Origin of the sequence: Amphritea opalescens, assembly GCF_003957515.1 — a bacterium.
GTDB lineage: Bacteria > Pseudomonadota > Gammaproteobacteria > Pseudomonadales > Balneatricaceae > Amphritea > Amphritea opalescens.
Genome location: NZ_RQXW01000002.1, coordinates 261213 through 277398, shown reverse-complemented (window position 1 = coordinate 277398; position 16186 = coordinate 261213). Strand labels below are relative to the sequence as shown.

The 16186-nt window shown below is 49.5% G+C and carries 16 protein-coding genes; 5 read left to right on the top strand and 11 right to left on the bottom strand.

From position 1 onward, the window contains the following. Nucleotides 1-78 precede the first annotated feature (78 nt). The 5 genes from EH243_RS03490 to EH243_RS03470 all read right to left on the bottom strand — a co-directional run bounded on the left by EH243_RS03490 (nt 79) and on the right by EH243_RS03470 (nt 7050). A complete protein-coding gene (locus EH243_RS03490) occupies nt 79-1500 on the bottom strand; it encodes a class II fumarate hydratase (RefSeq protein WP_126157248.1) in 1422 nt (473 codons plus the stop codon). A gap of 235 nt (nt 1501-1735) precedes the next feature. Further along, entirely contained in the window at nt 1736-3994 is a 2259-nt protein-coding gene (gene ptsP / locus EH243_RS03485; RefSeq protein WP_126157247.1) for a phosphoenolpyruvate--protein phosphotransferase, read from the bottom strand. 140 nt (nt 3995-4134) lie between these two features. Next, nucleotides 4135-5649 carry a glycosyltransferase family 39 protein gene (locus tag EH243_RS03480; protein ID WP_126157246.1) on the bottom strand — a complete coding sequence of 505 codons (1515 nt, stop codon included), beginning with the start codon at nt 5647-5649 and terminating at the stop codon, nt 4135-4137. Nucleotides 5650-5793: 144 nt separating this feature from the next. Continuing rightward, nucleotides 5794-6423: a 2OG-Fe(II) oxygenase gene (locus EH243_RS03475; protein WP_126157245.1), complete on the bottom strand. Its 630-nt coding sequence runs from the start codon at nt 6421-6423 to the stop codon at nt 5794-5796. A 159-nt stretch (nt 6424-6582) separates the two neighbouring features. Next, on the bottom strand, nt 6583-7050 hold the full coding sequence (locus EH243_RS03470; RefSeq protein WP_126157244.1) for a hypothetical protein: 468 nt from the start codon (nt 7048-7050) through the stop codon (nt 6583-6585). 295 nt (nt 7051-7345) lie between these two features. Here EH243_RS03470 and EH243_RS03465 point away from each other — a divergent pair, with 295 nt between their 5' ends. Then, nucleotides 7346-7549, top strand: coding sequence for a hypothetical protein (locus EH243_RS03465; protein WP_126157243.1), 204 nt, complete (start codon nt 7346-7348; stop codon nt 7547-7549). A gap of 172 nt (nt 7550-7721) precedes the next feature. Then, complete coding sequence (locus EH243_RS03460; protein WP_126157242.1) at nt 7722-8027, top strand: c-type cytochrome; 306 nt, start codon at nt 7722-7724, stop codon at nt 8025-8027. A gap of 120 nt (nt 8028-8147) precedes the next feature. On the opposite strand, the gene EH243_RS03455 is transcribed toward EH243_RS03460, so the two are convergent. After that, nucleotides 8148-9101, bottom strand: a complete 954-nt coding sequence (locus EH243_RS03455) for a flagellar motor protein MotB (RefSeq protein ID WP_126157241.1) — start codon at nt 9099-9101, stop codon at nt 8148-8150. A gap of 14 nt (nt 9102-9115) precedes the next feature. Next, nucleotides 9116-9880: a flagellar motor protein PomA gene (gene pomA, locus EH243_RS03450; RefSeq protein WP_126157240.1), complete on the bottom strand. Its 765-nt coding sequence runs from the start codon at nt 9878-9880 to the stop codon at nt 9116-9118. 225 nt (nt 9881-10105) lie between these two features. Here pomA and EH243_RS03445 point away from each other — a divergent pair, with 225 nt between their 5' ends. The 3 genes from EH243_RS03445 to dxs are packed head-to-tail and all read left to right on the top strand — an operon-like array spanning nt 10106 to nt 13027. Then, nucleotides 10106-10345 (top strand): exodeoxyribonuclease VII small subunit, encoded by a 240-nt coding sequence (locus EH243_RS03445; protein ID WP_126157239.1) that lies wholly within the window; start codon nt 10106-10108, stop codon nt 10343-10345. A 4-nt stretch (nt 10346-10349) separates the two neighbouring features. Continuing rightward, on the top strand, nt 10350-11231 hold the full coding sequence (locus EH243_RS03440; protein ID WP_126157238.1) for a polyprenyl synthetase family protein: 882 nt from the start codon (nt 10350-10352) through the stop codon (nt 11229-11231). Nucleotides 11232-11236: 5 nt separating this feature from the next. Then, complete coding sequence (gene dxs / locus EH243_RS03435; protein ID WP_126157330.1) at nt 11237-13027, top strand: 1-deoxy-D-xylulose-5-phosphate synthase; 1791 nt, start codon at nt 11237-11239, stop codon at nt 13025-13027. Nucleotides 13028-13084: 57 nt separating this feature from the next. Here dxs and ribA read toward each other — a convergent pair whose 3' ends face one another. The 4 genes from ribA to EH243_RS03415 all read right to left on the bottom strand — a co-directional run bounded on the left by ribA (nt 13085) and on the right by EH243_RS03415 (nt 16171). Further along, entirely contained in the window at nt 13085-13717 is a 633-nt protein-coding gene (ribA, locus tag EH243_RS03430) for a GTP cyclohydrolase II (protein WP_126157237.1), read from the bottom strand. Between the two features lie 111 nt (nt 13718-13828). Continuing rightward, the gene (locus EH243_RS03425) at nt 13829-15175 is read right to left on the bottom strand and encodes an ATP-binding protein (protein WP_241234979.1); all 1347 of its coding nucleotides are present in this window, start codon (nt 15173-15175) and stop codon (nt 13829-13831) included. Continuing rightward, entirely contained in the window at nt 15172-15834 is a 663-nt protein-coding gene (locus EH243_RS03420) for a response regulator transcription factor (RefSeq protein WP_126157236.1), read from the bottom strand. The genes EH243_RS03425 and EH243_RS03420 overlap by 4 nt, the downstream gene beginning before the upstream one ends. 4 nt (nt 15835-15838) lie before the next feature. Further along, nucleotides 15839-16171, bottom strand: a complete 333-nt coding sequence (locus EH243_RS03415; protein ID WP_126157235.1) for a PepSY domain-containing protein — start codon at nt 16169-16171, stop codon at nt 15839-15841. Between the last annotated feature and the right edge of the window lie 15 nt (nt 16172-16186).

Below are 16186 nucleotides of genomic sequence, written 5' to 3'. Positions count from 1 at the left end.
AATACACCTCACGACATTTTTTAAGCGACCCACCTATTTTAGAGAACACTACAAGGCCACCTCTTATTCACCTGCACTCTATAACTGTTTAGCCAATACGGTACGCATCAGCGCTGCAAACTCAGCTTGGGGATAATAACCCAAAGCTTCGGCCGCCACGGCCAAGGAGCAATCATCATGGTGTGCCTGATGCACAATCGCCGACGCCACATCGTAACCTAGCTGTGGCGCTAACAGCGTAATCACCGATAAGTTATCCGCCATATGCTGCTCAATCTGTTGGCTATTCAAGGCTAATCCAGCAACACAGTTATTGGCAAAGGAGGCCATCGCATCGGTAAGCAGCTGCAGACTTTCCATCAGGTTATGAATAATCACTGGCCGATAGGTATTCAGCTGCAGTTGTCCCTGAGAGGCGGCCATAGACACCGTTAGATCGTTTCCAAAGACCTGTAAACAGACCATACTCAGCGCTTCGCATTGGGTCGGATTGACTTTGCCCGGCATAATCGAACTGCCCGGCTCATTGGCCGGTAACTGCCACTCATTCAAGCCACAGCGGGGACCGCTACCCAACAGGCGAAAATCATTGGCAAGTTTAAGCAACGCCCCCGCTAATTGTTTCAGTGCGCCACTAAAACGAAGTGAGGCATCCTCCCCCGATACCGCTGCATATAGGTTTTCATGGGCACTCAACGGCAAGCCATACCGCTGCGCTAGCACCTCAGCCACTTTCATACCAAAACCTTCGGGGGCATTACTGCCTGACCCTACGGCAGTCCCCCCAATCGCTAATTTATAAATAGCCGTTAAGCTATCTTTCACCGCATCCCGCGCCTCCGACAATTGGACAATATAAGCGGATAACTTCGCGCCAACCGTTAACGGCAGTGCATCCATCATATGGGTACGACCAACGGTATGAACAGCTGCAAACTCGGTTTGTTTTTCACTTAAACAAGAGACTAAATGATCAATGGCAGGTAACAGTTGCGTATGACTCTGCTGTGCCACGACTAAATGCATCGCGCTGGGAAACACATCATTCGATGATTGCGACATATTGACGTGATCATTCGGGTGAATGGTCTCCGATTCTTGGCCTACAGAGCTTGCGTCAGCCTCAGCAAAACCGTTTGCCAGCGTGCAGATCACCTCATTGACATTCATATTGGTCTGCGTACCCGAACCCGTTTGCCACACCCGTAGGGGAAACTGATCTTGGTGTTCGCCTTTTAGCAGCGCATCGCAGGCGTGAACAATCGCGTCATACCGTTTTTTAGACAGCAGCCCTTCACGATGGTTAACCTCGGCACAGGACCGCTTGATATTCACCAATGCCATGATAAATTCGGGGGCAAAAATCTGTTTGCCTATATTAAAATTCAGCAGTGAACGTTGGGTTTGTACACCCCACAGTGCATCTTTCTCGACAGTGACCGGGGCAAAATAATCGGCTGTACGCCCCGTTAGATTTTCGGTATTACTTGCGGTTTTCATTGTCTCGCCTCCTTGATTTGCAGAGACTAACAGGGGCAACCGTTAATGCTTGGCGCTAGATCCATGCTGTTATCATCTGCCTCTTTAAATATAGGCTAAATAATCCATCTGTTCTATTTAACCCCATGGATTACCAACCCTTAATGCACATCACTGATGACCGCCTCAGGCTACACAACGGATCAATCTAACCACAGTGAAATAGCTCTCATTCGACGGAGAACAGATCGTGGCATTAACGTTGCGCGGCTTCGTTAAACAAGAGTTGCTTAGAGGCTAAAAACTGCTCACCTAACTGCCGAATAGCGGTCGCATTATCCTGTTGTAACACCTGTGCCAACAGCGCTTCCGTCTCTGCCTGAGTGACCGTCCTAATAATCCATTTAATCAATGGAATTTTCGCTGCACTCATACTCAACTGCTGGATACCCATGCCTAATAACAAGAGCACCGCCACGGGGTCCGAAGCCATCTCGCCACAGACACTCACCGGCAGGTTCATTTGTTTAGATGTTGTAGCGATACGCATCAGTTCATGCAGCACCGACGGATGCAAGGGATCATACCATTTACCTACCAGTGGGCTGTTCCGATCCAACGCCAGCAGATACTGACTCAAATCGTTAGTACCGATCGATATAAAATCGAGCTTCTTGCGCCAGAAAGGCAGTAGAGCGATGCAACTGGGCACCTCGACCATGATGCCGATTTTCGGCAAGCACACCGGCACGCCCTCATCCACCAGTTGCTGATGCACCTCATGCAGTACTGCAAGACACTGATCCAACTGCTCCGTTGAAGCGATCATCGGCAGCATCAGGTGCACCTGTTCATTGCCGGCTGCCGCCGTCAAAATTGCCCGTAGTTGGGTAATCAGTAGTGGCAAGTTATCGAGGGTATAACGAATCCCCCGCCAGCCCAATGCGGGGTTATCCTCTTTCACCACCGGCATATAAGATAGTGGTTTATCCGCACCAATATCGAGGGTACGAAAATACACCGGCTTATCTTTATAGTGACTAATCAGATTACGATAGATAATCTCTTGATCGTCTTCCGAGGGTAAACTGGAGCGAATCATAAACGGCACTTCGGTCCGAAACAGGCCGATCCCCTCTGCACCATATTTCAAGCCTGGTAAAACATCCGCCTGCAATCCAGAGTTCGCTAACAACGTAATGCGAACACCATCTTTGGTGACCGCCGGTAACTGACTGTCAGCCTGCAAACGGGTTTCGAGTACCTGCCTTTCGGATAGCGTGCGGCGATATTCTTTCAGTGTGCCCAAACCAGGTGCACAGATTACCTGACCCGCATCACCGTCAACCACGAGTTGATCGCCATTCAGCATTGGCACTTCGCCGATACCCATCACCGCAGGGATACCGAGCGCATTCGCAAACACCGCAATGTGGGATAACGAACCACCAGCAAAACACACAATACCCGCGAGTTGTTCTGTGGTCAGATTAACGATATCCGACACACTGATATGATCGCCCACCAAGATTAATGGCTCATTGCCAGACGGCATCTCCGGTTCTGACGCTTTCTGCCAAATCCGATACAGCTTCGTACCTAATTGCTGAATATCCTCGTGACGTTCACGCAGATAGGGGTCTTCCATCGCTTTAAACTTATCGGAAAAGAACCCGACCGACTGTTTTATCGCCCATGGCAACTGAAAACCTGCCGCAATTTCATCGGTGATCCGCTGCTCGAACGTGACATCTTGCAATAACATCTGATACGCATCGAGCACCGAAGCAAGGCCTTCGCCTAACGTTTCCCTCACCGTGTTCCGTTCATCCCTCAACTGATTAACAGCTTCGGCTTTAACGCTCTTCCAGCGGCTATATTCCGCTTCCATATCGGTGGATTTAAGCTTTTGAATTTCCGCTAACTGGGGCAGTTTCCGCATAAACACACGGCCAATCGCCACACCTTGAGCGCCGGTAATACCCTGATAGAGTTTCGTTTTTGAGCGACCGGGAAAGACTTCTTTCGGATAGGTAGCCAACAACATCGCCAGATGCGTTGCTAAGGTAGAAAGTAACGCGACATAATCAGAGGGTAACACCTCAGCACGGCGGCTTTGCACCACCAACACACCATAAACCTGCGCTCGGTAAACCAAAGGCACACCACAGTAGCTGTGGTAGCGTTCCTCGTTAGACTTTGCGACGAAGTAATATTCGGGATGCTGATCAGGTTCGATAATATTGATCGCGCTCTGCATCTGCATCACATGACCCACTAAACCTTTTTTAGCCGGTATCACAACTCTGTTCTTTCGAACTAAGCCATGACTCGCCACCAGCCGCATACTCTCATCTCGCTGTTTGAGATAGAGGCTACACACCTCAACCAGCAGTGTTTCGCTAATCGCATCAACAATATGCTGAATCTGCGCTTCAATCGTATTCGCTTTCGCTGCCGATTGAATAATTTGAGTGAGTTTAGCGAACGCGCTCTCACTGGAATCCTGATTCATAACCCCCGCCTTGATGTTATAACCGAATCCAATGCTGAGCCCGAGTTAAATCACACGGGATATCATCAGACCCAATATCATGAGCACAACCAACGCTGCGCCGTAAGCTTAACTATCCCAAATAACGGCGCTAAACAGCCTTAATCCATTGTCACACTTTGACAGAGCGCTTCCAAACTCAGCAGCATATAACCCATTCGATATTCGCCCCTGTCGGTATATTGATAGGGCGCACTTATATAATGCGGTTTTACCACCGAGACAACAATCCCTTGATGACGTAAATATGCTGATAGCCCGTTTGGCAGAGGATCTCGACGATTAGCATCCCAAGCAATTAGGCACTGTCCTTGCGTTGTAGGTGGATGGCTATCGACGGTAAAGAGTTTAGCTTTTGGGCTTAGCATACGCGCATCATCGAAATAGAGGCCAATATTCGCGGCGGTGAGATTATTATCACCAATAATCGTTCCACCACTAAATCCTTGCTGCTTCAGTTGTTCCGCTAACTCCCCTGAAGGGTACTGCATCCGGTTAGGATTCCGTTGCATATAAGGTGCCAGCCAAAACTGACTAAAACGCAATACCATCACTACCACCGCAAAAAAGATGATGACCGACCGCAGTAACATTTCCCGCCGCCTGGAGATTCCTACGGCATCCGCTCGGCTGATCAAATAGAGCGGAAAGATAAACAGCAGCGGCTGAAACCAACGCCCCTGAAACTGCGTAGCCCCTAGTACAACCAAGATGACACACAACAACACTCCAGCCATTAAAAAACGAGCGGCCAGTTGCCGATGTATATTCGTTTTATCTACAGACAATGACCGATAGGCCGATGGAAATAGTAAGGTCAACACCAACCAGACCAAAATCAAGAACTCTGCACCACTCTTCGCGAGGCTAGCAAGGCCACTGAGCACCCCATCCACGTAATTTGCTTGCTGACCTTCCCCCACCTCATTGGCGATAAAACCATTGATCTCATCAAGGTGCTCAACAGCCCACAACAGATGAGGTATTACCAATAACAATGCGATCGCAGCGGTCACCACAATCCGCCGATTCAATAGCAATCGCCGATATTCAGGCAAAGACCCTGCAGCCAGTAGTAAGCTCAACGCAAACAGACCAAAACTATATTTCGCTAACATCCCACAGGCCAGCAAGACACCGAGGATGATATAGCCCGCGAGGGTACGTTTCTGATAGATGGCTATTGCAGTATAAAACGTCGCTGCCGCAATCGCAGTCGCCAACACGGAGTGCGTCAGATCGCGCACCGACTCCCACGCAATACTCGGTATCAGAAAAAGGGAAAATGTCGCCAATAAGGCAATGCGCTGCGTGCTGATAAGGTTTCGCGCAATCAGCCAAGTAAAGAGATAGATGAAAAACAGAAGTATTGATTTCAACAGTACTAGGGCAAAGACACCATCTCCTAACACCTGAAAAAACAACCATTGAAGCCAGCTATAGAGAGGGGGCTGCGTATTATAGCCCCATGCCAATTGTTGCCCGAGAACCAGTTGTTCCGCTTCATCCATCTCGAGCGTCCCACCCATCGCTAGGCGGATCAACAGGTGTATTAGTACGTAACCAATGAGTAAGAATAAAAAGAGACGAGTAGATGGTTTAACAGCGAGGGACACGGGCAGTCCTTAATCTAAAGCCTATCGGAGCCCGTATGTTATCATTGCGACAGACAAAATCGAGCGCTGATCACCCGATAAGCAACAACCTCGCTACGTTTACGCCCATTTAACAGAACATCATGCTGTCGCTTCGCCAAATAATCAGCTAGCAGGGTCAACCCGTCGGCTATTACCGCTGTTGATTCGATACCAACCGGCAATACTGTATCGATCCTCTTGTGCCGGCAGCACCTCATGGGGAAACTCCTCACTGAGAAACACCACTAAGGTACCGAATTCTGGCACCACCCTGAGCAACGGGGTATCTCCCTCCGAAGGATAGATTAACAGCTCGCCACCATCCGCTGCTTGCCAGTTAGGGTTGAGGTAGGCCACCATTGACAGCACTCGATTTTGCTGCCCACGAAAGGCATCTCGGTGCACTTTATAAAAATCACCCGCCTGATAATGGGCGTAATGGCTTTCAAATGAGAACAATCCTAAAAACAGCCGACGATTAATGACTTGCTGAAGTTGGTCGGCCCATTCAAGCCACGCACGCCCTGCATCGGTCTGATTGTCGATCCAACAGATCTCATCACGACGGATGGTATCGGCTTTGATATAAGCCTCCTGACGACCGATACCCGCCTGACGAAACCGTTCAGCAGGTAAATCCCTAACCTCCTGCGCTAAGGCGCCACAAATCGCGTCAGGCAGCGCGTGATCAAGTACGGCATACCCTTGTTGGTAGAGCGCTTCGGCAATCTGTTCAAATACCCCGTCTGACATCACAAATTCCTTAGTTATTGGCCATTTTAACCATCAAGCTATTTGACCGAAAAACCAGATCTCCGGCAACCAATATCCACCTAACGACAGATCTCGATCAGTTAATCGCAGACAATAAAAAAGGCCGCCATAGCGACCCTATATCAAAATACCTATCCATCAGCTACGACGATCAGCAGGACTGCCTCGACGCTCATTACGAGAAAACGACGGTGTTACATCCGTACTACGTACATAACCTACAACGCAACGCTCAGGATCGACAACATCACTCAACACTTCTTGCCACTTATCAGAGTTCAGCACCACGTGGGAGGAGTCACTGAATTCAAGCCAACCATTTTCCACCATCGCTTTAACTTTACGGCGTACGGTTTCATAGGGGATACCGGTAGCAATGCTGATCGAATGATTATTACAAGAAAAGCCTGCCACTTTCTGACTATCTTCTGCTTCTTCGCGCTGGCGTAACGCCCAGAGAGAGATCACGTTAAAAATAATGGCCGATTTGATATCACCATCAAACACCCGATAACAACGGATCAGAAAGTCCGTTGAAAAAGAAACAAAACCCAATTTCTGAGCCAGCTCATCGGCATCATAACTGGCACGCAGACTCGTCGGCATAGCCCCTCCCGAAAATGTACTTTTTATTTGTTCCGAACCGCTCGGGCTCAACGTCGCTTTACCCATTTTTGCCTCCTTATTTACATCTGCATGTAAAAATTTTTGTACTCGTGATTTACCTATAATAGAGGCAAAAGCAAACATATATCTCATTTTGAGTATTAAAGAGAACATATACTATTCTGTCCCCAAACGACAACAAAAACCCCTTAATTAATAGGATTAATCTCTTTCGGAAACATTTTTGTCATACTTTTCAGCGATACTGCCCGATAAATAGAAAAGGAACCTAACAATGACAATGAATTCAACTGAACACCAAATAGGCCAACTACTGCGGGACGGCCATAGCCCCGATCAACTTAAATCGATGATTGACCTACCTGCCGAGCAGGTCATGTCTCACTATGACAACTACATTAAACAGCGTAAAAATCAGCAATTGAAAGCGTCTACGCAGCATAATCAAGCCTCCTATGCCATGAGCCTGCGTCCGTAATATCCGCGTTTCACCACCCTTCCCTCATGTATTCTGTTTTATTGATTCAGCTTTGATTAAGACCATTTGAGGTATTTACATTAATATAGTCATACGCATACACTGCGATGACTAAAATTCCGGGCCTGTTAAATGGCAGCAATTAACGGATACTAATTAAGGTGATGGTGAAATGAAAAAGACAATGATTCTGGCAGTAACTGCCATGTTAATGACCCCAGTTGCAGCAATGGCTGAACGTGACGGCGCGACGCTCTATAACACTAAATGCATTGCCTGCCACATGACTGGGGCTGCAGGTGCACCGCTGTTCGGCAGCGCAGAACAATGGGCTCCACGTGCCGCTAAAGGAATAGACGCTCTGCTGGTTAGCGCCACCAATGGCCTCAATGCAATGCCACCTAAAGGCACTTGCGGGGATTGTACTGATAGCGAGCTCAAAGGCGCGATCCAATACATGCTCGACAACGCTAAATAATCGATGCCAATATCGATTCAACAAAAAACCGATGCCATCACTGACATCGGTTTTTTGTTATCTACGCCTTCAAGCACTCGTTTCAGATAAGCTATAACGCCGCCTTACTTCACCGTCGTATCAAAACACATCCTGCGGTGCTAACGGCCCGAACTCTTGATCACTCGCTTCCTGCGTTTTTAATTTCTCCAACTCTTCGGGGTCTGAACTTTTCTGAATAATGATCTCTACCCGACGGTTCAAACTGCGGTTTTCAGCCGTATTATTGGGTGCCAATGGCTTGGTATCGGCTAAGCCGATAATCGAAAAACGCGATTGATCAATACGTGGATCGGCAAACAACTCATGGCCAACGGCGAGCGCCCGTGCCGTCGACAAGCCCCAGTTCGACTCATACATACCTCCCGAGACAGGGATATTATCGGTATGCCCTTCAATCGCCACCTTACCGCCCACATTCAGCAGAACATCTCGAATCTTTGCGATCACTGGAATATAGGAAAACTTCAACTCTGCGGAGCCCGAGGAGAAAGAACCCTTCTCTTTGACGCGAATAACAATTTTCTTACCCTCGGTATCGATCTCAATGCTGCCCTGACCGATTTCCTGACGTAGCGCAGCGGCAAACTCAACGGCTTCTTTTTGCGCCTGTGCCTCCGCCTGTGCTTCCATCTGCTCTAACAACTGTTCTAGCTGATCAGCGGTCTCGCCTTCGAGTTTATCTTGAACCTCCGATTCCCCCTCTTTGGTTCTAACATCGAGGGATTGTAGATCGTTGTTGAGGGTCATCTGTCGCACCTCATTGAGCGGTGTCGGTTCTGGTCGCCCTGGGCTAAACTCTTGGGCAATAATACTAGTACCCTTAGGAATATCCTCGACTTTAACCTGATTCTGCACCCCGAATGCTTCACGCATAGAGCCGGCTAACTGCTTGAATTTAAGCACGTCCATCTCAGAAAATGACAACAGCAAGACGAAAAAGCACATCAACAATGACATTAGATCGGCAAAGGTCGCCATCCAACCCGGTAAACCGGCGGGACAGGGGGGACATTCGAGTTCTTCATCACTCATCTGCGTATCCCCCTTTAAGCCTGCTCAGCAGCGACTGCCCGCTTAGATTCCGGCAAGTAGTTACGCAGCATCTGTTCAATAACCCGAGGGTTCTGACCCGCCTGAATCGCTAGCAAACCATCAATAATCAACGCCTGATTCAGCGCCTCTTCATCTTTGCGGATCGATAGTTTATCGGCGATCGGCAAGGCAACCATCGTGGCATACATCGCTCCGTAGAGTGTCGTCAGCAGCGCTACCGCCATCGCGGGACCGATGGATTTAGGGTCGGACATGTTAGACAGCATCTGCACTAGACCAACAAGCGTCCCGATCATGCCCATCGCGGGAGCGACATCGCCCATTGCGCTAAACACACTGATACCGGTCTGATGGCGGTCGTTGGTGAGTTTCATCTCTTTGTTCAATAAGGTTTTAACAATGTCTGGATCATGTCCATCCACCAACAGCTGGATGCCCCGCTGCATAAAGTCACTGCTCACCTCTTTATCTTCGAGGGAGAGCAATCCGCCTTTACGCGCCGCATCGGCCAACTCAACCGTTTCAGTGATAATGTCTTCTGGACTAACAGACTTAAACATAAAGGCCTTGGCGGCGATTTTGCCCACACCGAGAAACTGCCCCAGTGTAAATTTCATCAACACCACCAGCAGCATACCGCCGATCACGATCAGCAACGACGGGACGTTGAAAAACACGCCCGGATCACCGCCCAGCACCATCGCGGCGATAACAATACCTAACGAACCAATTAACCCAATTAGCGTTGCTAAATCCACACAAATCCCCTTCGTGTACAGACACATCAGAACCTAGAAGGTCTGATCAGCTTTACGTTATCGCCCACATAGCGGTAAAACTTTAATCGGATAATAGCAAAATTTTAACGGGGTTCCCCTATATCACTCTGTTTAGAGTACAATTTTATTCGCTTAATTGACCCTAACCGGCCTGTCCGGTAACTTGTCGCCTTTAAAACGGCTCAATCCCCGACGGTATGCTCTATGTGCGCAAAGAAAAAAACACCCGATTTTGAAACATCTCTGGCACAGCTAGAATCCATGGTTAACCAATTAGAACAGGGCGAACTGTCGTTGGAACAATCCTTAGAAACATTTGAGCAGGGTGTACGCCTCACCCGTGACTGCCAATCCATTCTCGCGGATGCGGAACAAAAAGTGCAGATGCTGATTCAGCAGAACGGGGAGTTAAAAGAAGCTCCCTTTAGTTTACCCGAGGAATAAATCGATGGATGCTAAGCCTTTGTTGCAGCAATACCAGCATCGGGTAGAGCAACACCTGAAAACGGTTTTGAATCAGTCCGGCGATGCTGAAAAAGTACGGCTGGCGATGCAATACTCGCTATTCAATGGCGGCAAGCGGGTGCGTCCTGTGCTGGTCTATATGGCCAACCAACTGCTAGATGGCAACTTAGCCGATGCCGATGCTGCCGCCTGTGCGATCGAATGCATCCATAGTTACTCCCTTGTACATGACGATCTTCCTGCGATGGATGACGATGCGTTACGTCGGGGAAAGCCCACCTGTCATATCGCCTTCGACGAGGCCACAGCAATTCTCGCCGGGGATGGCTTACAGTCGCTCGCCTTTCAGTTGTTAGCCGCCGACAGTGCGCTCTCATCGGACATTCGCCTAAAAATGGTACAGATATTGGCACGCGATAGCGGCTATCAAGGCATGGTCGGCGGCCAATCTATCGATCTATGCAACGAAGGCCAGCAGATTAGCATTGAGCAGCTCGAACTGATGCATCGCCATAAAACCGGCGCACTCATCAACGCCAGTATTGAGATGGGCGCACTATCCAGCACCCATGCTAGCGACACTGACCTGCAGGCACTGCTGACCTACGCCCGTGCCATCGGCCTTGCCTTTCAGGTGAAAGACGACATCCTCGATATTGAAAGCAACACCGAAACCCTTGGTAAACCCCAGGGGTCCGATCTGCTTCACGAAAAATCGACCTATCCGGCACTGTTAGGCATGAGCGGCGCTAAACAGAAACTCGCCAACCTGAATGCACAGGCCCACGCCAGTATCGACTGTTTTAACGATGCCGCTGCGCCACTTCACTGGCTAGCTGACTATATTGTTGAGCGCCAGTATTGATCACTATGTTTTACGCCATCCCTGAGGATCGCCCAGTAACCCCGCTATTGGATAGCATTAACTCGCCGGCGGACCTGCGTCCCCTCAGCGTTGAGCAACTGCCTCAACTGGCTCAACAACTACGCGCCTTTTTACTGTTTTCCGTCGGCCAGACCGGCGGTCACTTTGGCGCTGGACTGGGTGTCATCGAACTCACCATCGCCTTGCATTATCTGCTCAACACACCGGACGATCATCTGATCTGGGATGTCGGTCATCAGAGCTATCCCCATAAAATACTCACCGGCCGACGGGAAGCACTGCTAAGTATTCGCCAGAAAGGCGGACTCGCTCCTTTTCCTCGCATCAATGAAAGCCCCTACGATAGTTTTGGTACCGGACACTCCAGCACCTCGATCAGTGCGGCCTTAGGGATGGCGCTAGCCGATCGTCTACAGGGTTTATGTCACAAAACCGTAGCGGTTATCGGCGATGGTGCCATGACGGCGGGAATGGCCTTTGAAGCACTGAATCATGCCGCCCATACCCATGCGAATCTGCTGGTCATTCTGAATGATAACGATATGTCGATCTCGCGAAATGAAGGCGGACTGGCAACCTATCTCGCTAAAAACCTAAAAGATAAGATGGGTGCAACCTCGGCCTCCTTGTTTGAAGCGCTAAATTTTCACTATAACGGCCCTGTCGATGGCCATGATTTCAACCAGCTACTACCCGCGCTAAAAGCAGCCTTAAACAATTCAGGGCCGCAGTTTCTTCATATAACGACCCGTAAAGGCAAAGGTTTTGCTGCCGCAGAGAAAGACCCGGTCGGCTATCACGCCATCACTAAGATAGAACCGATCACCCAAACACCAGCCACACCGAAAACTAAGCAAGCGAATTACGCGAATATCTTCGGTCGCTGGATCTGCGACTTGGCCGAGCAGGACCAGCGCACTATCGCAATTACGCCGGCAATGAGCGAAGGCTCTGATCTGATTGAGTTTTCCCAGCGGTTCAGCGATCGTTTTTTTGATGTCGCCATTGCTGAGCAGCATGCCGTGACTCTCGCCGCTGGCATGGCGTATCGCAAGATGAAACCGATCGTGGCGATCTACTCCACCTTTTTACAACGGGGCTATGATCAGCTCATTCATGATGTTGCCATTCAGAACCTCGATGTCCTCTTTGCAATCGATCGCGCCGGACTCGTCGGTGAAGACGGTGCCACCCACGCAGGTTGTTTTGATATTGGCTACCTACGCTGCATCCCCAGCATGGTGATCATGACTCCTGCGGATGAGCAAGAACTGTGTAACCTGCTACAAACCGGCTACGAACACTTAGGACCGGCAGCGGTGCGTTATCCACGCGGTGCAGGACCCGGCATAAAAACAGGCACCCCTATCAGCCTACCACTAGGCAAGGGCCGTCAGTTACGTCAAGGCGAACAAGGTGTTATCTTAAACTTCGGCCCCCTGCTAGAGGCCGCCTCAGACGCAGCAGAGCAGTTAAACCTCTCGCTGGTCGATATGCGCTTTGTTAAACCTCTAGATAAAGCACTGATCGACCATCTAGTGCTCAGCCACCCGTTATTGATTACTCTAGAGGATCATGTCATTGAAGGCGGGGCTGGCGCGGCCGTGGGCCAATACCTACATGCTCAGCAATATAACAATCAGTTACTCACGCTGGGCTTGCCCGATCGTTGGATCGAACACGCCACTCGGGCGGAGCAACTCGCGGAGTGCGGCCTAGACAGCCAAGGGATTATTGCAGCGGTGAAGCAACGCTTAGCGACCTTAGCGCCGTAAACATGCTTATTAGTATGCTTTAAGGATAAAAAAACCGGCCATCGAGGCCGGTTTTTTTTAGGATTTTGATTCGCTGTCTGGAGCTTCATCCTGAAAATGATACTCGCTCATGAGATGACCCAGCTTACCCATTTTAGTCGCCAGATAATGTTCATTATGGCGATTTTTACCCACTTGAAGCGGCACACGAGCGGCCACTTTCAAGCCATACTGCTCTAACGCCTTCACTTTACGGGGATTATTCGTCATCAGTTTAACGCTATCGACACCGAGGTGAGCCAGCATCTTTTCACACATGGTGTAATCGCGCATATCCGCGGCAAAGCCAAGCTTTTCGTTCGCTTCAACGGTATCAGCCCCGCCATCTTGCAGATGATAGGCTTTAATTTTATTCAACAGCCCGATGCCGCGCCCTTCCTGACGTAGATAGAGCAATACACCACAGCCCTCTTCGGTAATCCGCTTCATCGCTTCCTGCAACTGGAAACCGCAGTCACAACGTAATGAAAACAACGCATCCCCTGTTAGGCATTCAGAATGGATACGGGCGAGAACGGGCTCTCCGGAGCTCAGGTCACCATAGGTCAGTGCCACATGCTCTTTTCCTGAAGTTAGGTCTTCAAACCCAACCATTGTAAAGACTCCCCAAGGGGTCGGCAGCTTAGACGATGCGACATACTTGACTGACACTAAGGTATTCCTTCGAAAAAATAAGGCGGCTATTTTAGCAGTGATAAGGCATTTGACATACCCCTGTAATGGGGGCAATAACAGTTTATTAAAGGTGCCTGCCGAATAATTTCACTCGGCTAGCTGAAGATTCACCTGTCGCGGCAACATCACCTGCACCTCAAGGCCGCCCAACTGAGCGGATGAACCTAGCACAAAACGGCCTTGGTACTGACGTACGATCTCACTGATAATGCTCATGCCTAAGCCATGCCCACTGGTAGATTCATCGAGACGTTCACCTCGATTCATCAGTTGTTCACGCTTATCAGCAGCAACGCCGGGACCATCATCTTCTACGATCAACTCGAGACAGTGATCATCCATATGCGCCTTAATGCGAATCTGACTGCTCGCCCATTTACTGGCGTTATCCAAGAGATTGCCCATCAACTCGACTAGATCATCCCGCTCGCCAGGAAAATAACTTTTCGCGCTAATATCCAACTCAAACACCAACGCTTTCTCTCGATAGATCGCCTTGAGCGTACGGATCAGCTTTTCTAACTCGTCACCGATATAGATTCGTTGCCCCGGTAAAGCGGCCCCCGCAATACGTGCACGGGTTAGTTCACGATCGATCATCTGGCGTAAACGTTGCGACTGTTCGTTAATCCCTTTGCCTTCATCCACCCCGCTTTCAAGCAAAGTATCAACATAGCGATCAATCACGGTCAGGGGAGTCTTGGCTGCATGGGCGAGGTTACCAACGGCGTTGCGGGAACGCTGTAAACGTAACTCCATATTCTGCACCAGATAATTAATCTCGGTCACCAGCGGTTCGATCTCACGCACATTGGTCGATGAAAGCTGACGAATATCTCCCGATTTGAGCCGAGTAATATCTTCTTTAACCTCGGTCAACGACGCCAATCCACGGCGGATAATAAAGATCTGTAGCGCCAGCAGAATCACTAAGCCAATAATGCCTAACCCTGCCAGCAGCCAGCCTAGCTGACTCAAAGATTCCTCAACACGGCTAATATCTTCCGCTAGAACAACCTTAATCTCTCGCCCCTGCTTCATAAAGGTCTTGGCGTACACCAGCGTAGGCTTATCATCCTGTTGAATCAGACGAATATTTTCTTTACCAACCGCCAACCCTTCTTCGGTCGGTATCTTCCCGTCCCAAAGCGATCGGGAATAAAACCACTGTCCATCCACCGATACCTGAAAATAGTGTCCGGACATCGGCTGCTGGTAGACCGAGGAGGTATTATCTTCATTAATACGCCAACCATCACCGATATCCATCTCCACCGCGCGCAGAAGCGTATAGGCATCACTATTCAGCCGCGTGGCCACAAAATCATAGGCCATCTGCCGCAGAAACCAGCTCTGCCCCACCCAAAACAGGGTAAAAAGCACCAGTGTAACGGCGATGAAATTAACATTGAGCCGAGACTGAATCGATCTCAACGGGGCGCTCCAAACACGTAGCCCTGACCCCGCTTAGTGGAGATCATCTCTCGGCCAATCTTCTTCCGCAGCATTTTGATATAGGCTTCCACGACATTACTATCGTTTTCCGCGCAATCATCATACATATGCTCAACCAGCTGCAGTTTTGACAAGACTCTTCCGGGGTTATGCATCATATATCGTAATAAACGGAATTCTGTACCGGTGAGCGCGACCTCGACTCCTTCTCGGATAACCGACTGGGTATTCTCATCCAATGTCAGGCCTGACGCTTCTAATTGGGCGCTAATCTGCTGATTGGCCCGACGCAATAGCGAGGTCATCCGCGCGAGTAACTCTTCCGTATGAAAAGGCTTAGGCAGATAATCGTCCGCCCCAGCATCAAAACCATCGACCCGCTCCTGCCAGGCACTGCGAGCAGTCAACACCAGCACGGGGATATTATTTTTCGCCGCGCGCCAGTTGCGTAATACATCTAACCCAGAACGGTCGGGCAAACCAAGATCGAGCACCACTAGGTCATAGATATCTTCCTTGCCCATGATTTCGCCATCAATCCCATTCACGGCCAGGTCAACGGCGTACCCATGTTTGGCCAGAGAAGTTTTTAGCTCAGGGCCCAGCGCAGCATCATCTTCAACTAATAAAATACGCATCGTTTTACCTTTTCCATTCGTTCGTCACCGTTTCCGGATCGACCACGGCCCCAGTTTTCGCATCAATATAGAGCATACTCACCATGCCATCCTGAGCGGCGACTTCCATCTCATAGAGGTAAGACTGATCTTTCTGCAACAATACCGTATCGATAATTTTGCTTTCCGATAACCGATGAACCAGCTTCATCAAATCACTCATCGAGATGATTTCGCCAGCGGCCATCAATGTCCGGCACGCCTCCACATCGAGCATTTTAATGCCGATACCTTCACTGTGCAGCGGTGTCGACGCTAACAGCAATAACAATACAACCTTTCTGATCATCGCGTTCATAATAACTCCACTACT